Source organism: Chryseobacterium ginsenosidimutans (assembly GCF_039536845.1).
Lineage (GTDB): Bacteria > Bacteroidota > Bacteroidia > Flavobacteriales > Weeksellaceae > Chryseobacterium > Chryseobacterium ginsenosidimutans_B.
This window is the reverse complement of record NZ_BAAAZJ010000016.1, coordinates 122,047-142,916: the sequence shown is the minus strand read 5'-3', so window position 1 is coordinate 142,916 and position 20,870 is coordinate 122,047. Positions and strand designations below refer to the sequence as shown.

Sequence of the window (20,870 nt, the reverse complement as noted above, 5' to 3'; positions counted from 1 at the left end):
ATCTAAACCCTCAATTTTAGCAAAACTATATTGAGATTCCTATGGAATGACAAACTTGATGTTGTATCTTTTATGTATGAAAGTTATTAAAGAAAATAGTTTTCAAAGTTTACAAGCTCAAAATTACCCCATTTTCTTTCAATTGCTGTATCGGTTTTGAAAACCAGAATAATTCAAAATCTTCAAGATTTTCCTCGAAATTTGTTTTAAGCTGCTGAAGTGTAACCTTTTTCGATTGATCTGTAGAATTTTCTTCAAACATTTTCAAGAGCCATTCTGCCTGTTCCTGCTCCAAATCTATGCTTATGACATTCGTTTTTAAGTGAATTGTAATTTTTGTATACGGATAATTATGTTGCTTTTTTGTTTTTATGCGATTCTCAGCGATTACGTTTTTCGTTAAAAAAATCACTTTAGAATTTCCTTTAAACTTAAAATCTTCTTCCTCCAGCAAACAGTCATGAATATAATCAGGATGAATTGTCGTTCTTGGAATTTTAAAATCAAACCATTCCTGAAGAGAAAGTTCAAAATTAATTCCGTGCATATAATTGAAAAGAGATTTTTTTAATCCCAAACTAAATTTACTGTGATCGATTCCTGTTTTGTCTGTAAAATCAATATCATTATTAGCAAACAGGATTTCCTGTTTCAATGGAGTCACACCAAATTCTTCGGGATTCAAACCAACAGGTGAATGAGCGGTCATCGCAAACTGATGCCAAAATCCACTTTGTAAAATTCCCATTTCAAACAACTGACGAACCATTTCCAATGAATCGATCGTTTCCTGGATCGTCTGAGTCGGATAACCATACATTAAATAAGCATGAATCATGATTCCGGCTTCTGTAAAATTTCTGGTCACTTTTGCAACCTGTTCCACAGAAATTCCTTTGTCAATTAGTTTCAATAATCGGTCACTTGCAACTTCCAGTCCTCCTGAAACAGCAACGCAGCCGGAAAGTTTTAATAAGAAACATAAATCTCGGGTGAAACTTTTTTCAAATCTGATATTCGTCCACCAAGTGACGACTAAATTTCTCCGTAAAATTTCCAGAGCAACTTCCCGCATCAGAGCGGGTGGAGCAGCTTCATCCACAAAATGGAATCCTGTTTCTCCGGTTGTCTGAATCAATTCTTCCATTCTGTCAACCAAAATTTTGGCAGAAATGGGTTCGTAAATTTTAATGTAATCTAAAGAAATATCACAAAAAGTGCATTTTCCCCAATAGCAACCGTGCGCCATCGTCAATTTATTCCATCTTCCGTCGCTCCATAAACTGTGCATCGGATTGGCAATTTCTATTACCGAAATATATCTATCTAATTGCAAATCAAGATAATCGGGAGTTCCAATGTCAACTTGCTTATAATCGTGTCTTTTTGAATTATTTTTATAAACAACTTCTTGATTTTCAATTAAAAAAGTTCTTTTGAACTCTGGATTTTCTTGATTTTTATCTAAATTTTCATAAAGTAATTCAATCGGAAGCTCACCGTCATCTAGAGTAATAAAATCAAAAAACTCAAAAACTCGCTGATCTTTTACTTCCCTTAATTCTGTATTCGGAAAACCTCCACCCATCGCAATTTTAATATGAGGGTAGTTTTCTTTTATAAACTTTGCACATCGAAAAGCCGAATATAAATTTCCAGGAAAAGGAATAGAAAAACAAACCAGTTTCGGTTGAACAAAATCCAATTTTTCCTGAATAAGCTTCAACGTAAAACCATCAATAAATGTCTGATTTTCTGCTAGTTTTGAATATAATTCATCAAAAGAATTAGCACTTTTTCCTAATCTTTCCGCGTATCTGCTGAAACCGAAATCTGCATCAACATTTTCAACAATATAATCGGATAAATCTTCTAAATATAAGGTAGCCAAATGTTTAGCTTTATCCTGTAAACCCATGTTTCCGAAAGCAAATTCCATATCATCCAATTGATTAAACCGGGAAGCTTCCGGTAGAAAATTCATTGAACAGATTTGTCTTGCTAACGTCGGAGTTTTACCTTGCAGAAAAGAAATAACCTGATCGATTGTCTTTATATATTCATCTCTCAATGTAAAAATTCTCTGAGAGTTTTCTGAAATATTCTGAAGATTAATTTCTGTATTAAAAATTTTCTGAATTCCATCTTTGGAAAATAATGCCAAAATTACTTCAATCCCCAAATCCATCTGATAGCTTGAAATATTTTTGGTGTTCAAAAAACCTTTAATATAAGCCGTTGCAGGATAAGGAGTGTTGAGTTGGGTAAAAGGCGGAGTGATAAGAAGGAGATCTTTCAACAGTAAAATTTTTGCAAAGTTATTTTAAATCTTTAGATTTCTCTAATGATTTGTTTTAAAAAAACCGTTAGATTTTTCTAACGGTTTTCATTTATTTTAAATTGAAAATCAATTACATTTGTTTGTATTCGATATTCATTTGTTTTTCCATTTCTGCATATACGCCAGAAGTTAATTTTTCTTTGATACCTTCAAAAGCAGCCAATGTTTCATTAATTTCAGAATCTGTATGTGAAGCCGTAGGAATTAGTCTTAATAAGATCATTCCTTTTGGAATTACAGGATATACAACAACTGATGTGAAAACTCCGTAATTTTCTCTTAAGTCTTTTGCCAAAAGAGTAGCTTCAATCGTAGTTCCTTCAATGAAAACAGGTGTTACACAAGTATTAGTGTTTCCGAGGTTGAAACCTCTTTCTTTTAATCCGTTTTGAAGTTTATTTACGTTTTCCCACAATTTATTTTTAATTTCGGGACGTGTTCTTAGCAATTCTAGTCTTTTCAAACCTCCGATTACCATTGGCATTGTTAAAGATTTCGCAAAAATCTGAGAACGAAGATTGTATTTTAAAAATCTAATGATCGCTTCATCTCCTGAAAGAAATGCTCCGAAACCTGCCATAGATTTAGCAAAAGTCGAAAAATAAACATCAATCTGATCTTGACATCCTTGTTCTTCACCTGCTCCGGCTCCGGTTTTACCTAAAGTTCCGAAACCATGTGCATCATCAACTAAAAGTCTGAAATTGAATTTAGATTTCAAATCACAGATTTCTTTCAGTTTCCCCTGCATTCCTCTCATTCCGAAAACTCCTTCTGTAATCACCAAAATTCCGCCTCCGTTTTCTTCGGCTACTTTAGTCGCTCTTGCCAAGTTCTTTTCTAAACTTGCAATATCGTTATGTTTGAACGTAAAACTTTTACCCATGTGAAGACGAACTCCGTCAACAATACAAGCATGAGAATCTGCATCATAAACAATTACATCATGTCTTGTAACCAATGCGTCAATTGCAGAAACCATTCCCTGGTAACCGAAATTCAAAAGATAAGCAGCTTCTTTCTGAGTAAATTCTGCCAATTCTTTTTCCAATTGCTGGTGTTGTTGGGTTTCTCCTGACATTGCTCTTGCGCCCATCGGATAAAACATTCCGAATTCTGCAGCAGCTTTTGCATCAGCTTCTAAAACTTCCGGGTGGTTGCAAAGACCTAAATAGTCGTTCGCGCTCCAGAAAATCACATCTTTACCCTGAAATTTCATTCTTGGACCAATCGGACCTTCCAGTTTTGGGAAAACAAAATATCCTTCAGCATAATCAGCAAATTGTCCTAATGGACCGGGATTTTGTTTAATACGATCAAAAATATCTAACATTTTATTAATATTTAAGTAAAAAAGCCTTTTGTGGTCTACAAAAAAGGCTTGATTTGTATAGATTTATTTATTCTTATTTGATGAATTCCGTTTTAAAAACTTCATCGTAATTATGAACACAATTGTTAACGAAACCTTGTTCAGCCATCCATTTGTCGCTGTACACTTTTGTGATGTATCTTGAACCGTGATCGGGATAGATTAACACAACGATATCGTTTTCAGAAAATTCGTAAGATTGAGCATACTGAATCAATGCCTGGGTAACAGCACCAGTTGTATAACCTCCCATGATGGCTTCTTTCAATGCAATTTCACGGGTTCTGTATGCTGACATTTCATCATTTACTCTTACAAATTCATCTACTTTGTCAAAAAGAAGGGCAGAAGGGATCAAATTTTTCCCCATTCCTTCTATTTGATAAGGATGAACGTCTTCTTTATGAATTTCTCCTGTTTCGTGATAGCTTTTTAAAATAGAACCATCTGCATCAACACCAATAATCTTAATGTCAGGATTTTTTTCTTTTAAAAATTTCGCCGAACCGGATAAAGTTCCACCTGTTCCAGTACAGGCAAAAAGGTGGGTGATCTTACCTTCTGTCTGTTCCCAAATTTCAGGACCTGTAGTTTGATAGTGCGCATCAATATTCAATTCGTTAAAATATTGATTGATGTAAACTGAATTTGGTGTTTCTGAAGCAATTCTTTTTGCTACCTCATAATAAGATCTTGGATCATCTGCAGGAACATTTGCAGGACAAATATAAACGATAGCCCCAAGTGCTTTAAGATAGGCAATTTTCTCAGGTTTGGTTTTATCACTTACCGCAAGAATACATTTATATCCTTTAATAATGCAAACCATTGCAATTGAAAATCCTGTGTTTCCTGATGTAGTTTCTACAACTACGGAATCTTCTTTTAATAAACCTTTTTTCTCAGCGTTGTCTATAATATGAAGTGCGATTCTGTCTTTAGTGGAATGTCCAGGATTATATGATTCTAACTTGGCATACACGGTTGCAGGAATATCTTTCGTCACAGTGTTAAGCTTCACCATAGGAGTATTTCCTATAAGGCCAAGTATATTATCGTAAACATTACTCATTATTTGTTATTTTTCAATAAAAATCTGTCGGCAAAAATACAAAAAAATAAATTTATTTCTAAACTTTTGTTTGATTTCTAACCTCTAAAATATATAAAATTTTATTTTCTGTTACTATGTAAACCCGAAAGTTTTCAAAAAGTGAGCCAAAATCTTTAAATTTTGTTAAAAACCACCTAAAATCATATAAAAGCCTTATTTTCGCGTAATTGATTTAATACTATGAAAAATTGGGCTTTTAGGCAATGGAACACTGTCCTCGGATGGGCTGTTTTCGTCATTGCATTTTTCACGTACTTGTCCACCATAGAACCCAATTTCAGTTTTTGGGATTGTGGCGAGTATATTTCCTCGGCTGTAAAGCTTGAAGTAACGCACGCTCCGGGAGCTGCATTATTCCAGATTGTGGGTGCTGTGGCAGCCATTTTTGCTTTAGGAAAAGGAGAAAATTATTCTATCGTGATCAACGCGATGTCTGCATTGTTTAGTGCATTTACGATTTTGTTTTTGTTCTGGACCATTACACATTTCGTAAGAAGACTTTTAAACAAAGATTTTGAAGAGATTACAAAACGCCAGGAAATTTCTATTCTTTTTGCAGGAATGGTTGGAGCTTTGTGCTTCACATTTTCAGATACGTTCTGGTTTTCTGCGGTAGAAGGTGAAGTTTATTCGATGGCATCAATGTTCATCGCACTTTTAGTTTGGTTAATCACAAAATGGGAAAATGAATATTTGTCTGCAGACAACGAAAGATGGATTATTCTTATTTTCTTTATTTTAGGACTTTCTGTTGGGGTTCACATGATGTGTATGTTGGCAATTCCGGCGGTTTGTTTTGTGTATTATGCCAGAAAATACAAATTCACATGGAAAAATTTCATTTGGGCGAATCTTATTACATTACTTATTTTAGCTATTGTATTTAAAGGAATCTTCCCGCTAATTATGACAATGTTCGGAAAGCTTGAAATTTTCTTTGTAAATGGATTAGGACTGCCTTTCCATTCAGGTACAATTGCAGCATTTATATTAATGATTGCGATTTGTTATTTCCTGATTTCTTATGCAAAAAAGATGAAGAAAAATCTTTATCAGACCATTGCTTTATCGGTAGTTTTCATGATGATCGGTTTCTCTTGCTGGATGGTAATTCCTATCAGAGCTAATGCAAATCCTCCAATGAACCTTAATGATCCGGACAACGCGATCGGTATGCTGGATTATTATAACAGAGAGCAATATGGTGACTGGCCTACAATTTATGGTCAAAATTATACAGCTTTCTTAGATGCAAACGGAATTGAGAAAAATGAAGACGGAAGTTTCAAAACTCAGAAAACGGGAGAAATCTACGAAAAAGACGAGAAAACAGGAACTTACAGAAAAACAGGAGACAGATTTAATTATGTCTTTAATAAAGCTCATGTAGGTTTCATGCCAAGAATGTTTAATGAGGATAAAGATGTAATGGCAAATTACATTTCTATGTACGGAGCACCGGATTTTACATTTAATTATTCAAATGAAGATGTTGCAGACAGTCCTGAAGCTAAACAGATCTTTGAAGAATTAAGACAGAAATATGAAAACAAGTCGATCACGGCTTCTGATTATTTAAAAGTAAAACCTTATAACTTAATCAATGTTCAAAAGCCTTCTTTAGCTCAGAATTTAGATTATTTTATTACTTTCCAAAACGGATATTATTTTGTAAGGTATTTAATGTGGAACTTCGTAGGACGCCAAAATGACCTTGAAGGGAACATGGAAAGCACAAGAGGAAACTGGGTTTCAGGGATTTCTTTTATTGATGACGCTTTGTGGGGAAATCAGGAGAAAATGCCTGCAAAATTCAAAAATGAGAGTACTGTAAAATTCTTCTTCTTACCTTTATTATTAGGATTAATTGGGTTCTTCTTCCAATTAAACAAAGATTTCGGAAGATTCTACGCAATCTTGTCTTTATTTGTAATTACAAGTGTCGGAATTGTTTTCTATACAGGTGTAAAACCTTTTGAGCCGAGAGAGAGAGATTACGCAATGGTTGGTTCCTTCTACGCCTTTGCTATTTGGATCGGACTTGGAGCCGGAGGAATTCTTTGGTTACTGCAATCAAAAATCAAATCGAATGTAGCCAACATTGCAGCAGGTGTCATTCTATTAGGAGTTCCTTTTATGATGGGCTTCCAGAATTATAATGTACACAACAGACACAACAGATATACTTCTTATGATTACGGATATTCGGTATTAAAATCTTTACCGAAAAACGATATTATGTTTGTTTATGGTGATAATGACACGTATCCGGTTTGGGCAATTCAGGAAACTGAACAATTGAGAGATGATGTAAAAGTCGTTAATTTTACATTGGCTTCAACACCTTGGAACATCGATCAGATTAAAAGAAGAACTTACAATGCAGCGGCTGTTCCGGGAGTATTGACTCATGATGATTACAGAGATGGTGTTAACGACCAGATCTACATGATGAAAAAAGATGACTGGCAAGGAGTTTTCTCCATGCTGAAAGAACAGGGAGCTCCGGCAACAGAATTTGCTGAATTCAGAAAATATCTTACTCAGGATTCTATGACAATGAAGGAAGCTATTAATTTCCTTAAACATTCGTCTCCTGCGAAAAATGAACTTCTTAAAATGTATTTTGGAGAAGAAAAGTATGAGAAATACAATATTTTACCAGTAAATAAATTCATTTTACCAGTAAATAAAGTCAATGCTTTACAAGCCGGAATTATCAATCAGGCAGATCTTCCAAATACAGTAAATCAAATCATGATTACTTATAAAGGAAATACACTTTACAAAAATAATCTGATCTTGCTTGATGTTTTAGCAAACTTCGACTGGAAAAGACCAATCAATTTCTCGTCAGGCGGTATTTACGACAGCGAAAATATTTTCTACTTAGACGAATATCTTCAGTTTGACGGATTCAGTTATAGATTGATCCCGATTCATACGCCTCAAACTCCGGATGGTGAAATGGGAAGAGTAGATGCTAATTCTTTATATAATGTTGTTAAAAATTTCAGATGGGGTAATTTCAAAGATCTGAATAGTCACTTTGATGAAACTGCAACTTCGAACATTATGAGCTACAGAGCGTCTGCAAGTAGAGCAGCAGCAGCTTTAGCGACAATGGGTCAAAAAGGAAAAGCACTTGAATTGCTGGATTTAGCTTCAAAAGAAATTCCTGCACAAAAATATAATGACCCACGTTCTTTAAGTTCAATGGTTTACGGATACATCGTTGCAGGACAGGAGAAAAAAGGATTACAATTGGCAGAAGTACTGAAAAAAGGAATTTTTGAAGAGTATGATTATTACATGAGTTTAAGCAAATCTGATCAAAGTTATCTGAGAAAACAGATCAGAACAAAACCGATGGAATATTCATTAGTAATTTCTGCTGTCACAGACGGTTACACAAGAATCGGACAAAAAGATAAAGCTTACGATTACCTTGTAAAATCGATAGAGCCTATCGATAAGAAATTCAATACATTCATTGAAAACCTTAAAGAAATGGGCAAGGAAAAAGCAATGACCGAGTCTGAACAGGTGCAAAAGATCACCCCATTCTACCAATATTTATTTGATATAATGGAACCTTTTGATTCTACTTATTCGAAAGAAAAGGAAAATCAGATCACCAATTCGATTATTAAAGCAACGCAATAATAACAAAATTTAAAACGGGACTTCGGTTCCGTTTTTTTTATGTGTTTGGATTCAAAAATTTTAAGATTATATTTGCCTATTCAAAGAAGCACAATGGCAGAAACGAAAAACAACAAAATCCCAATTTATGCTGTAGCTGTTACAGTCGTTTTTAAATTTTTATTTTTATTAACACATTACATTCAGGAAGATGCCTTCATTACCTGGAGAGTCGCTCAAAACCTTTTGGATTATGGAGTAATAGGGTTCAATGGAACTACGAAAATCTCTGCATCTACAACGCATTTATACGTTTTTGTTTCCTGGTTTTTTAATTTGATTTTCGGAAAAGAAAACTTTATTGAACCGATTCTTATCTTTAATTCAATACTTTTTACGATAGGAAGTTTGCTGCTTTCACATTTGGTTTTGAAAAATGTCTGGCACAAAGCAATTTTTATATTTTTAGTCGGAATTTTACCTCCAGCAATAAAAATTTCGATTCTCGGAATGGAATACGGAATTCTTTTCTTTTTGGAAATGGCTTTACTGTATTATGGCTTTAATAAAGGTAAAAAATGGGCTTTGATCATTCTCCCGATCTTAATTTTATTCACTAGAATTGATACTGTTATTTTCTTGGGAATTGTATTTTTGGTTGATTTATTCTGGACTAAAAAAATAAAATGGAGCTATATTTTAGGTGGTGTTTTAGGCGTTTCAACGGCTTTGGCTTTCAACTGGTTTTACTTTGGAGAAATCGTCAATAATACGATTGTTGCTAAAAAACTGGCTTACGATAAACATTTTACATTTGCTCAGGATCTAGAATATTTCCGACTGAATTTCGGAAATATGTGGGGGATGCTAAAACTTCCGGGAGATTATAATCCATTGACTGTTTTATTATTGATTTTTGAGATACTATGTTTCATTTATTTAATAAGACAAAGAGAAAAAAGAAACTATTTTCTTTGGATGATCTTTATTTTCGGATGGGTAAAACAAATGATTTTTCTTTCTCAGAAAAGCCTTTTCGATTGGTATTACTGGGTACCTCAGATATTGCTTTTTATTCCTGTTTTAATTTTTATTTTGGAGCAGAAGGCTAAAAGAAATTTGTGGCTTTCGTTATTAATTGTCATTTATATTATACCGATGCTCGCTTTCCAAACCATTCATTCCATCGCAACCGGAAATGGAGAATGGAATTACAGAAGAACCATCGGTGTTTTTCTGGGACAATATGAAAAAGATAAAAACCAATGGATTTTGCTTGAACCTGCAGGTTATGTTCCTTATTTTTCAGGATTAAAAACGATTGATGAAGTTGGTTTGGTAGATAAAGAAGTTCAGGACGAAATCAAAAAAGATAAACCGAATTTCTGGATCAATACCGTAAAAAAAAGAAAACCGAAATATCTGCTTTCTTACGATGATTTGTACACAACAAAAGATGCAGAATACTTCAAAATTCATTATAAATTATTAAAAGAATTCAGGGTAAAAGATCACCTAAAAAGTGACAATAAAATCTTAGAGAAAATCTATATTTTAAAACCTTCCGGAACAGATTATAATTTATACGAAAGGATTGGAAATTAAAAACATATTTTAATTAAAAACTCTCCGAGTCTCAAACTCTAAAACACTAAATAATCTTCAACACAACAAAAATGAAATACTGTGCTTTTCTCCGAGGCGTCAACGTAAAAGGAACCAACATGAAAATGGCGGAAGTCTGTCAGGTCTTCAAAGATGCGGGAATGGAAAATGTGGTTTCAATTCTGGCTTCGGGAAATATTGTTTTTTCGTCTGATAAAAATGCTGATGAATTAAAGAAAATCCTTGAAAAAGCCATGTCTGAACATTTTTCTTATGAAGCATTTTTATTCATAAAATCTCAGGAAGAAATAGAGAATTTCTGGAATAGAAATCCTTTTGAAAAAAATGATGACCTTCATTCCTATACTTTCGTCGGAAACTACGGAATAGAGAATATTTTGATGAAAGAATTCGAGAATTCCTTAAAAACCGAAAATGAAGATGCAAAGATCGTGACTAATATTTTCTATTGGCAAGTTCCAAAAGGAAATACATTAGATTCTACTTTCGGAAAAATTTTAGGTAAGAAAAGTTTAAAAGATCAGTTTACGAGTAGAAATATTAATACTTTTGAGAAAATTTTAAAGAAGTTTTGATTTAATATTCTCGTACAGATTAATATAATCTTTCAAATCTGCTAAGAAATATCAATACTTAATCAAATAAAATCTAAAAGACCAAAACTATTGCAGCCATAGTCTGTTAAAGCCTTCAAATAATTTCGGATTTCCGAACTTTCTCAGTATTTTTACTGAACTTTATAATTAAAATAAAAATGATTCAGTATTTAGATAATATTCATCACAAAGATTCAAAAAACTTTTTCTTAATTGCGGGACCTTGTATTATTGAAGGCGAAGATATGGCACTTAGAATTGCTGAAAAGGTGGTAGAATTAACAAATAAATATAATATTCCTTACATTTTCAAAGGAAGTTTCAAAAAAGCTAACAGAAGTAGAGTAGATTCTTTTACGACAATTGGTGAAGAAAAATCTTTGGAAATTCTTAAAAAAGTTGGTGAAACTTTTAATATTCCGACAACAACAGATATTCATGAGAATGAACATGCTGCTTTGGCTGCTCAATATGTCGATGTTCTGCAGATTCCGGCATTTTTGGTACGTCAGACAGATCTTTTGATTGCTGCTGCAAAAACTGGAAAATGTGTTTCTTTAAAAAAAGGACAATTTCTTTCTCCTGAATCGATGAAATTTGCCGTGCAAAAAGTTACAGATTCAGATAATCCGAGAGTTGCCATTATCGAAAGAGGAAATTCTTTTGGTTATACAGATTTAATTGTTGATTACAGAGGAATTCCTACTATGAGACAATATGCGCCTGTAATTCTGGACGTTACACATTCTTTACAACAGCCGAATCAAAGCTCAGGTGTTACAGGAGGTAGACCGGATCTTATTGAAACGGTTGCAAAAGCAGGAATTGCAGTAGGTGCAGACGGAATTTTCATCGAAACGCATCCAACTCCGGAAACCGCTTTATCTGATGGCGCAAATATGCTGAGATTAGATTTATTAGAAGATTTGTTGCAAAAATTAACAAGAGTCAGAGAAGCAATTTTATAATTCTTTTAAGTAAAAATTTATTTAGATTTTGAAATAACTATTTAACGTTAAAAAATCATTTTTAGAAAATTTTAAATTGTTTTCTAAACTTTTAATAATAGACGTAAAGTCTGAAAGTAGAGTATATTCATTATTAAAATTTTCTGTTTTTTTAATGTTAAATAAAGTTTAAATAAGTTAAAATAAAATTTATATATTCACGTTTGAAATTTTAAAACATTTCTTTTGAAAAAACTAGTTTTACCATTGAGCCTTATGGTTCCCATGTTAGTATTCTCTCAGGTAAGAAAGAAGAAGGATACTCTGAAAACCACCGATATTGAGGAAGTCGTTTTCCAGAAAAAAGTTACCGGAAAAACGAATGACATGACCGCTGTGAAAATTTCAGCAAAAGATGCTCAGAATGTGGCGAGTATTTCCGGGGGTATTGAAGGAATTCTTAAAACTTTACCTTCTGTAAACTCAAATACGGAACTTTCTTCACAATATATGGTTCGTGGTGGAAACTATGACGAAAACCTTATCTACATTAATGATATTGAGATTTACAGACCTTTTCTGATTAGAAATTCTCAACAGGAAGGTTTAAGTATCATTAATCCGGACATGGTTTCAACAGTGAATTTCTCTGCAGGAGGTTTTGAACCGAGATATGGTGATAAAATGTCTTCAGCTTTAAATATTTACTATCGAGAACCTGAAAAATTCGAAGTTTCGGGAGAGGGTAGCTTAATCGGAGGAAGATTAACAACCGGTTTTGCTGCAGGAAAGGATAGTGAAGGTAATAAAAAGTTTACTGCTTTATTTTCAGGACGATACAGAAATACAAACCTTGTTCTTAATACTTTAAAAGAAGATACGGACTTTAATCCTAAATATATGGATTTTCAAACGTATCTGAATTATCATTTTAGCCCTAAATTTACGGTTTCCTTCATCGGATACTATTCTCAGAATGATTATGAAATGATTCCGAAAGAGAGAAGTATAGATTTTGGTTCTTTACAAAGGCCAATTAATCTTACTGTAAATTATGCCGGTCGTGAAGATGATAAGTATAAAAACATGATGGGAACGTTTTCCATGAACTATAAACCATCAGATAAATGGAGATTTACTTTGGATGCTTTTGCTTACCAAAACCGCGAAAGAGAATATTATTCCATTGCTTCAGCTTACGTTTTACAGACTTTTGATCCTATTACAGGAGATCCTGTTACTTCTTATGATACTGGCGGGCAAATAGAGCACGCCCGAAATGATTTGTTTGTAAGAACTTACGGAACTCAGTTCAGAACCCGTTTTTCACCGAATGTGAATACGGATATTGAAGTAGGATTTAAGTACGAAAAAGAAAACCTTAAGGATCTTACCAATGAGTGGAAATTAGTCGATTCTGCAGGGTATAGCACGCCAATTTCAGCTCTTATTGATCCTAGAAATCCGCCTGATCTTAACTTGTATTACAATATTTCAGGAAATAATCATATCGAGCCAACGAGAATGTCGGCTTACGCACAATATTCTCAGAAGTTTTTCTGGGGAAGCAATAAAGTATTTGTAAATGCAGGGGCGAGAGTTGCACACTGGAGTTTTAATAATGAAACTATTTTTTCTCCAAGAGCACAGTTTGCAATTAAGCCGGATTGGGATACGGATATGTTATTCAGACTTTCCGGAGGTATTTATTATCAGGCGCCGTTCTATAAGGAAATCAAGGATTTAGATGGCAATTTTAACCCGAATATAAAATCTCAGAGATCAATTCAGGCGATTTTGGCAAACGATTATGAATTTGAATTTGAGGATCGTCCGTTTAAGCTTACGACAGAATTGTATTACAAAAAAATGAATGATCTGATTCCATATTTTATGGATAATGTGAGGATCAGATATTCAGGGAAAAATAACGCTTCAGGCTATGCTTACGGAATTGATACGAGATTATTCGGAGAATTTGTTCCGGGTGTTGATTCTTGGCTGTCTGCAAGTTATGCCAGAGTTTATGAAAATATCGATGGAAGAGGAGATATTCCGAGACCTACGGATCAGAGGCTAAGATTTGCGATGTTCTATCAGGATTATATGCCGAGATTCCCTTCAATGCGTGTCAATCTTACCTTGGTGTATGCAATGGGATTACCAACAGGATCACCAATTGTTTTGGATGAAAACAGACAGATCGATTATTTGGCAGGTTATACTTATCAGAAAACGTTACCTTCATACAAAAGGGTTGATATAGGACTTTCAAAAGTATTTATAGACAGAAAAGAAAACAAAAAAACTTACGGTTTCTGGGGTAATTTTGATGAATTAACTTTAGGAGTACAGGTTTTCAATGCCTTTAATATTAGAAATACCGTTGCAAACCAGTGGATTACAGATGCGAATACCAACTTAATGTATCCGGTTCCGGTACGTTTGACGGGTCGTTTCTTTAATGTGAAGCTTGAATTTAAAATTAAATAGATTTTTGATTTTAATTAAAAATATCCTCAAAAATCTGTGTAAATCCGCGAAATCTGCGGGAAACAATAATAAAAAAATAAAAACTCCTGAAAATCTCAGGAGTTTTTTATTTCCCAAATTTTATAACAACATTACAAAATTCTATAACATTCGTATCAAAGATATTTCTACCTTTGTCTCAATGAAAAAGATTCTTGCCATACTTTTCTCTATTTTCTACTTCGGGTTTTCTTCCGGAGCAGTTTTTAGTGTTCATTATTGTATGGAAGAATTTGCTTCGGTGAGCCAAAAAGTTGATGATATCTGCAGTAAATGCGGTGTTAAAAGCAAAAAAGACTGTTGCAAAACAGAAATTAGAGTTGTAAAAGTTGATGATTCTCAGAAATCAGATTTTCTTAAAATTGACTTTCTAAAACGGATTTCAGAAGTTAAAATTCATGAATTTTTCTTTGTAGATCAATCTTTTTCAGCTACAAAATTTACTCAGGTCCAGATCAATGCGCCGCCGGAAATTCGGTCGGTTCCGATTTTTATTAATCATTGTAATTTTAGAATTTAGAATTCGTCAGTCGTTTGATTTACTTATCATTACGAACGACATGTCTTGTCGCATAATGCGATTTCTTAAACAATTCTTTATTAAAATCTATTCATTCTAAAATTTAAAAACAATGAAAAAATATATCATTACAGTAGTATTTTCTATATTCTCAATTATTTCAATTTCAGCTCAATCTAAGAAAGATGCTCAGGTTTCTAAGCTTTATCAGAATTATATTATGATAAAATCAGCATTAGCTTCCGACGATGCAGATAAAACTTCAAAAGCAGCAACAGAATTTATTAAAACTGCTTCTGCAATTGATTATAAACAAGTTTCAGAAGGTAATTTAAATATTCTTAGAAAAGATGCAACAGCAATTTCCGAGGCAAGGAATATAAGTACTCAAAGAGAAACTTTTATGAATCTTTCGGACAATATGATTGCTTTGACAAAAGAATTTAAACTTTCTGAAAATCCAATCTATGTTCAGTATTGTCCAATGGCTGATGGAAGTTGGCTGAGCGACGAATCAAAAATCGTAAATCCTTATTACGGAAAGTCTATGCTTTCATGCGGAAATGTAAAGTTGACAATTAAATAGTCTTCTTATTTGTCTTTAAAATAACAAGTTGTATAGTTTAAGTTAGAATTAACTTTAATTATTAATTTGAACTGTACAACTTAATAAAAGTTCGAAATATTATGAAAAAGTTGATACTATTTCTGATGCTTTTGTTCTCTTTTTTCAGTTTTTCACAAACCACAAAAACATATTTCACATGTCCGATGGATCCTGAAGTTGTATCTTCAAAACCTGGAGACTGTCCAAAATGCGGAATGACGCTTGTGAAAAAAACTGTTGTAATAAAACCTAAAGCTGTTGCAAAATCGCAGGCAAAACTTTCACCAAAAATAGAAACAAAACCAGCAGAAGTAAAAAATAAGGTCAAAGCTAAACCTGAAATTAAAACAAATAAAGCTAAAAAGGCTAATAAAGTTACCCCTTTTGTAAATGTTAAAGACCAAACCAAAATTTTACCTAAACCTGAATCTAAAAGAATTTATACCTGTCTGATGCACCCGGAAATTTCTTCAGAAAAACCTGGAAAATGCCCAAAATGCGGAATGGATCTGGTTGAAAAAGAAGATCATAATCAACAAATCATTGAAGATCAAAAAGAAGAAAATTCTGTTTTAAAAAGAAACTTTGAAAATGGAAAAGTAAGTTTTGGTGGAAAAACGGTTCGCTATGATTTATATGTAAAAGATACGATTGTAAATTTTACGGGGAAAAACCGAAGAGCAATTGCTGTAAACGGAAAATTACAGGCGCCGACTTTGTATTTTACAGAAGGTGATACGGCTGAAATCTATCTTCACAATATGCTGAAAGAAAACACAGGTTTTCACTGGCATGGCGTGATTCTACCAAACGAACATGACGGAGTGCCATATCTGACAACAAAGCCTGTAAAACCGGGAGAAACGCATTTATATAAATTCAAAATTTCTCAGAACGGAACCTATTGGTATCACTCTCATGAAGGGTTGCAGGAACAAATCGGGATGAATGGGATTTTAGTTTTCAATAAAAGAGAAGGCGAGCCAAAAGTCAATTATACCAAAGAAATCCCTGTATTATTGGGAGATTGGAGTGATGATGATCCGATGCAGATTGCAAGACGGCTTCATATGGCAAATACGGATTGGTATGCAATTAAAAAAAATGCAGTTCAAAGTTATTGGGAAGCAATAAAATCCGGAAATTTCGGAACAAAAGCTCTGAATGAGTGGAAAAGAATGGAAGCTATGGACGTAAGCGATGTTTTTTACGACAAATTTCTTATCAATGGGCAGCCAAGTTCTGAATATTCCAATTTAAAAGCAGGTGATAAAGTTCGGTTAAGAGTTGCTAATGGAGGTTCTTCCACTTATTTCTGGTTGAATTTCGGAGGCGGAAAGATAAAAGTTGTCGGGAATGACGGAAATGATGTTGTTCCGGTAGAAGTTGACCGTCTGATTGTTGGAGTTTCTGAAACCTATGATATTGAAGTCACCATTCCTGAAAATAAAAGTTTTGAATTTCGTGCGACTTCGGAGGACAGAATCGGTCATGCATCGCTTTGGCTAGGTTCAGGTGAAAAAATTGAAGCTCCTAATTTACCAAGATTACAGCTTTTTGAAGGCATGAAAATGATGAACAGCATGATGGAAATGAGCGGAAATATGAAGCCTATGAATATGACGATGGGAAATCAAATGATGGATATGAATGAAGTAATGTACCCCGAACTTCCTGAAAGTCAACGAAAAATGACGATGAAGCACATCAACGAAATGATGGGAATCAAAACAAAAGATTCTGCAAAAGAAGATCATTCAAATCATTCTAAGATGGATATGAAGGAAGAAAAGTCTATTAAAAGATTGGCTTACAACATCTTGAAATCTCCGGAAAAAACAATTCTCCCAACAGAAAATGTGCGTGAAATGAAATTTACACTGCAAGGAAACATGAATCATTATCTGTGGACTTTAGACAATAAAACAGTTACTGAAACGGACAAAATTTTAGTAAAAAAAGGGGAAATTCTAAGAATTACCATGTACAATAATTCTATGATGCGCCATCCGATGCACCTTCACGGTCATGATTTCAGACTTATTAATTCAAAAGGAGAATATTCGCCATTGAAAAATGTAGTAGATATTATGCCGATGGAAACCAATACGATTGAATTTGCAGCCAATCAAGATGGTGACTGGTTTTTCCACTGTCATATTTTGTATCACATGATGGCGGGCATGGGAAGGATTTTTAGTTATGAAAATTCAGCACCGAATCCGCAGCTTCCGGACAGAAAATTAGCATGGAAAGATTTTATGAAAGATAACAGAATGATAAGTTCGATGGCGATGCTTGATATTCAGAGTAATAAAATTCATGCAGAAACAATGACGATGTTCGGACCGAGATGGGCAAATTTAAATGAATTTCATTCAAACTGGGATTTTAATCATTTTGACGGAAATTTTAAAGTTGGAAGATTTTTAGGGAAATTTCAATGGGCTTTACCTTATGCAGGTTTCAGGATCCAAAAAAATCATGAAATCATGGAAAGACAAATGGCGGAAGAAATGGGTGAGGATTTTCATGGAAAGAAAACGTGGTTTGGACAGCAAAAGGCTTCTAAAAATAAAGCAACTGCAATTGTTGGTATGCAATATCTTTTGCCAATGTTGGTGACAGCGGATGCAAGTGTAGATCAAAACGGAAAAGTTTTGTTGGAATTTAGCCGTGAAGATATTCCGCTTTCGCGAAGATTGAGAGGAAATTTCAGTGTGAATTCTGATGGGGAATTTAATACAGGATTACGTTATATTTTACAAAAATATATATCTGTTTCAGGAAATTATGACAATGAAATGGGATGGGGAGCCGGAATTACTTTAACGTATTAAAATTAAAAGGAACTCAATTTGAGTTCCTTTTTTCAGCAAAATTTAATTATTATTTTAGTTTAATAATTGTTACACTTGAAAGACTGTTCGTGTCAAAATTTACCGTTCCGTTGTAGGTGCTTCCATCTTTCCATCTTTTGGAATGTAATGTAAGAATTTGTCCTGCAGTAGCATAAACATAGGAATTTGAGCTAAAAGCAAATCTTCCGTTTATATTGATCCTGCCTGGATTATACTGTGGTGGTAGAGTAGCAATGCTTGAAGATGCTAAAGTTCCATCCAGATTAAAATAAATATAATTGTAAACTTCTGAATCCTGTACGGCGGGATTTTGTTTTAAAGCAAGATTTACGGAAACAAGGTAAAGCCCGGCTTGTTTTATTCTTAGCTGATAATCATTAATTTTCTCAAAAATATTGGTATCATCGTTAAAACTTAAAGTAGTAAAAATGTCGATATTAGTAGGAGATGCGATTGTCGCAGAATTAAAATTCGTTGTGCTTGAAGCCGAATTTGTAAATTTTACAGCTTTTCCTTTTGGTTCACCTAAAGCTGACGGATAAATCCATTCGGTATTATTCCATTGATAAACTCCGGGAAATACGGCTGTAGCATCAGTTCCGTTGCTTGCCGTGTTGAAAACCAGTGTTCCGTTCGGAATATTTCCTGATAAAGGCGCTTTATTATTCGTTGCAATCAAAGCTACTCTTGGAAATAGAGTACCTTTATTTGTGCTTGTAATATCAAGAACAGCCGATGTTGCAGGACTGGGTGTACCTATACCGACTTGTGATTTTAAGTATAATGTTGAAAATATTGAAAAGCCTATTATAAGTAATTTTTTCATGTCTCTATTTTTTATCTTATGCGTATTAATGCGATACTGGAATCTCCATTTTGATGAAATCTCACGGGTGAATCACCATATCCGCCGGAATAGGTTCCGTCTGTTTTCTTTATTCTGATGCTTATCACATCATTAGTACTCAATTGCAGGTATTCTGTGAAAGAATGAGAGAATAATCCTCTGTTGCTATTTACGGAAGCTGTTTCTTCAGGTGAGAAGACCTGTTCGGTTCCTGCAGGATTTTCATTGATGAAAATTCTTGCTGTTAAAGAAACCATAGAACCATTTCCACCAGTGAATCTGTCAAAAGATAGTATTGAAGAAATAGAGTAAAGCCCCTGTCTTTTTACAGTCAGCGTTTGAGCTGTTGTATTTACAGAATAAATACTGCTGCTTTCATTGTAAACCATATTTCCGAACAGCTTTACATTTTGCAAGGTTGTTGTATTGTAATTGGTTGCTGTTTCGGAGCTTGTATATTTTACAGCTGCAGTTTCAAGATTGGTGCTTAAGCTTGTCCATTGTGTATCTTCAGCGCTCCACCAATAGATTCCGGGAGTGATAAGATTGGGGAAACTCCCGGTTGTTGCCGTATTGAATACCATCGTTCCTGTTGGAATTGATGTTGGTAAAGGGGAAGTGGAAGTTCTCGATGTTAAAGGTATTCTGGATAAAAGTAAACCTTTATTATTAGTGCCTAATTGCAGTATCACACCATCTGATACCGTGCCGGTTGCTATTCCGGTTTGAGCCAAAAGAGGTACTGATAATCCTAAAAATAGGATTACTGATAAAATATTTTTTCTCATGTTTTTTATTATCTTATTTTTTCTATAGAAATAGTGGAGCTGTTTGCATTTCTGAAATATACATCGGTATTGGGATCAATTTCATATGACCTGACTCTTAAAGTATATCCTGCAACATTAATGGGAACATACATTACATAAGCCCTGCTGTTTGGCTGCGAACTTATGGCTCTTCCCGGAACATATAGATTTTCAGAAACAATATTTTCCTGATTGTTGACAAGGATCTCAATACCGAAGTTATCCCTGTTTCCTTGTGAAAATAAGTCCAGATTCAACATTACTTTATAATAGCCCGTTTCATTTATTTTTAAAGTTGTATTATCTACTTTTTCATAAAGGCTGTTATTATTATTAAATCTTACGTTAGCAAAAAGATCTGTATAAACACCTGCACCCGAATTGATGTTGGTAGAGGTATTTTGATTGGAAAACAAGGCTGTTTCATTTGCATTTTTCTGCTGCACTTTTGTCCATACCGAATTTGATCCGTCCCAGTAATAGAATCCAGGTGTTACAGCAGTGTTTCCTGATCCTGCAGTATTGGTATTATAGACTATCAAACCATTAGTTTGTGTTCCGGTTACAGGAGAAAAGACTGTTGTGGAGGTTAAATTTACGTTGGGTAATAAGACTCCTTTGTTTGTGCTTTCAACCTGAAGCATTATACCTGGTTGAATGGTTGTAGTTCCTATTCCTACTTGAGCGATTAATTTAGATGATAAAATTAAAAATAGTGGAAGTATAAAATAATTTGCTTTCATGAGTTTAAAGTCAGGTTATCGTTTGTTTTTTACAAAAGTATTATATTTTTTGTATTAAACAATTACTTTATAGGTAGTTATGTAAAATATTTTAAATCAATATATTGGGATAATTTTAAAAATAATTTTAAATCCCTTTTGGTTGATTTTTTTTAGATATTAAAAAGTAGAGTTATTTTGTTTGTACCACAAAGAAAAACAATGTTTCATATAAGAGAAAAGCAGGACTGTTTTAATCATTGAAATTCACATAAATGTGGTATATCATTTTAATAAAAATTCAAAAAAAATAATATTCTGTAATTAATTT

The 20,870-nt window shown here is 33.7% G+C and carries 14 protein-coding genes; 8 read left to right on the top strand and 6 right to left on the bottom strand.

Features of this window, described 5'->3' with window-relative positions:
* Positions 1–109: 109 nt before the first annotated feature.
* From ABD745_RS20130 to ABD745_RS20120, 3 genes are all read right to left on the bottom strand, one after another.
* Entirely contained in the window at positions 110–2,299 is a 2,190-nt protein-coding gene (locus tag ABD745_RS20130) for a B12-binding domain-containing radical SAM protein (protein WP_344834425.1), read from the bottom strand.
* A gap of 112 nt (positions 2,300–2,411) precedes the next feature.
* Entirely contained in the window at positions 2,412–3,674 is a 1,263-nt protein-coding gene (locus ABD745_RS20125; RefSeq protein WP_344834423.1) for an aminotransferase class I/II-fold pyridoxal phosphate-dependent enzyme, read from the bottom strand.
* Between the two features lie 73 nt (positions 3,675–3,747).
* The gene (locus ABD745_RS20120; protein ID WP_344834421.1) at positions 3,748–4,785 is read right to left on the bottom strand and encodes a PLP-dependent cysteine synthase family protein; all 1,038 of its coding nucleotides are present in this window, start codon (positions 4,783–4,785) and stop codon (positions 3,748–3,750) included.
* Positions 4,786–5,007: 222 nt separating this feature from the next.
* On the opposite strand from ABD745_RS20120, the gene ABD745_RS20115 reads away from it, so the two are divergent.
* The 8 genes from ABD745_RS20115 (at position 5,008) to ABD745_RS20080 (ending at position 18,140) form a co-directional block, all read left to right on the top strand.
* Complete coding sequence (locus ABD745_RS20115; protein ID WP_344834419.1) at positions 5,008–8,493, top strand: glycosyltransferase family 117 protein; 3,486 nt, start codon at positions 5,008–5,010, stop codon at positions 8,491–8,493.
* A gap of 93 nt (positions 8,494–8,586) precedes the next feature.
* Positions 8,587–10,077 (top strand): hypothetical protein, encoded by a 1,491-nt coding sequence (locus ABD745_RS20110; protein WP_344834417.1) that lies wholly within the window; start codon positions 8,587–8,589, stop codon positions 10,075–10,077.
* A 71-nt stretch (positions 10,078–10,148) separates the two neighbouring features.
* The gene (locus ABD745_RS20105) at positions 10,149–10,673 is read left to right on the top strand and encodes a DUF1697 domain-containing protein (RefSeq protein ID WP_344834414.1); all 525 of its coding nucleotides are present in this window, start codon (positions 10,149–10,151) and stop codon (positions 10,671–10,673) included.
* 179 nt (positions 10,674–10,852) lie between these two features.
* A complete protein-coding gene (gene kdsA / locus ABD745_RS20100) occupies positions 10,853–11,662 on the top strand; it encodes a 3-deoxy-8-phosphooctulonate synthase (RefSeq protein WP_344834411.1) in 810 nt (269 codons plus the stop codon).
* 225 nt (positions 11,663–11,887) lie between these two features.
* Positions 11,888–14,134, top strand: a complete 2,247-nt coding sequence (locus ABD745_RS20095; protein ID WP_344834408.1) for a TonB-dependent receptor plug domain-containing protein — start codon at positions 11,888–11,890, stop codon at positions 14,132–14,134.
* 181 nt (positions 14,135–14,315) lie between these two features.
* Positions 14,316–14,693, top strand: a complete 378-nt coding sequence (locus ABD745_RS20090) for an HYC_CC_PP family protein (protein ID WP_344834404.1) — start codon at positions 14,316–14,318, stop codon at positions 14,691–14,693.
* 112 nt (positions 14,694–14,805) lie between these two features.
* Complete coding sequence (locus tag ABD745_RS20085; protein WP_344834401.1) at positions 14,806–15,279, top strand: DUF3347 domain-containing protein; 474 nt, start codon at positions 14,806–14,808, stop codon at positions 15,277–15,279.
* Between the two features lie 101 nt (positions 15,280–15,380).
* Positions 15,381–18,140: a multicopper oxidase domain-containing protein gene (locus tag ABD745_RS20080; protein WP_344834399.1), complete on the top strand. Its 2,760-nt coding sequence runs from the start codon at positions 15,381–15,383 to the stop codon at positions 18,138–18,140.
* A gap of 49 nt (positions 18,141–18,189) precedes the next feature.
* Here the strand turns inward: ABD745_RS20080 and ABD745_RS20075 are convergent, their stop codons facing one another.
* The 3 genes from ABD745_RS20075 to ABD745_RS20065 are packed head-to-tail and all read right to left on the bottom strand — an operon-like array spanning position 18,190 to position 20,560.
* The gene (locus tag ABD745_RS20075) at positions 18,190–18,987 is read right to left on the bottom strand and encodes a hypothetical protein (protein ID WP_344834396.1); all 798 of its coding nucleotides are present in this window, start codon (positions 18,985–18,987) and stop codon (positions 18,190–18,192) included.
* Between the two features lie 11 nt (positions 18,988–18,998).
* The gene (locus ABD745_RS20070; protein WP_344834393.1) at positions 18,999–19,796 is read right to left on the bottom strand and encodes a hypothetical protein; all 798 of its coding nucleotides are present in this window, start codon (positions 19,794–19,796) and stop codon (positions 18,999–19,001) included.
* 8 nt (positions 19,797–19,804) lie between these two features.
* Complete coding sequence (locus ABD745_RS20065; RefSeq protein ID WP_344834391.1) at positions 19,805–20,560, bottom strand: hypothetical protein; 756 nt, start codon at positions 20,558–20,560, stop codon at positions 19,805–19,807.
* Positions 20,561–20,870 lie beyond the last annotated feature (310 nt).

Excerpts from the sequence above, each read along its gene's own strand:
- ABD745_RS20085 (WP_344834401.1), top strand. The coding sequence starts at position 14,806 with ATGAAAAAATATATCATTACAGTAGTATTTTCTATATTCTCAATTATT.
- ABD745_RS20090 (WP_344834404.1), top strand. The coding sequence starts at position 14,316 with ATGAAAAAGATTCTTGCCATACTTTTCTCTATTTTCTACTTCGGGTTT.
- ABD745_RS20070 (WP_344834393.1), bottom strand. The coding sequence starts at position 19,796 with ATGAGAAAAAATATTTTATCAGTAATCCTATTTTTAGGATTATCAGTA.
- ABD745_RS20110 (WP_344834417.1), top strand. The coding sequence starts at position 8,587 with ATGGCAGAAACGAAAAACAACAAAATCCCAATTTATGCTGTAGCTGTT.
- ABD745_RS20120 (WP_344834421.1), bottom strand. The coding sequence starts at position 4,785 with ATGAGTAATGTTTACGATAATATACTTGGCCTTATAGGAAATACTCCT.
- kdsA (WP_344834411.1), top strand. The coding sequence starts at position 10,853 with ATGATTCAGTATTTAGATAATATTCATCACAAAGATTCAAAAAACTTT.
- ABD745_RS20125 (WP_344834423.1), bottom strand. The coding sequence starts at position 3,674 with ATGTTAGATATTTTTGATCGTATTAAACAAAATCCCGGTCCATTAGGA.
- ABD745_RS20115 (WP_344834419.1), top strand. The coding sequence starts at position 5,008 with ATGAAAAATTGGGCTTTTAGGCAATGGAACACTGTCCTCGGATGGGCT.
- ABD745_RS20105 (WP_344834414.1), top strand. The coding sequence starts at position 10,149 with ATGAAATACTGTGCTTTTCTCCGAGGCGTCAACGTAAAAGGAACCAAC.
- ABD745_RS20065 (WP_344834391.1), bottom strand. The coding sequence starts at position 20,560 with ATGAAAGCAAATTATTTTATACTTCCACTATTTTTAATTTTATCATCT.
- ABD745_RS20075 (WP_344834396.1), bottom strand. The coding sequence starts at position 18,987 with ATGAAAAAATTACTTATAATAGGCTTTTCAATATTTTCAACATTATAC.
- ABD745_RS20080 (WP_344834399.1), top strand. The coding sequence starts at position 15,381 with ATGAAAAAGTTGATACTATTTCTGATGCTTTTGTTCTCTTTTTTCAGT.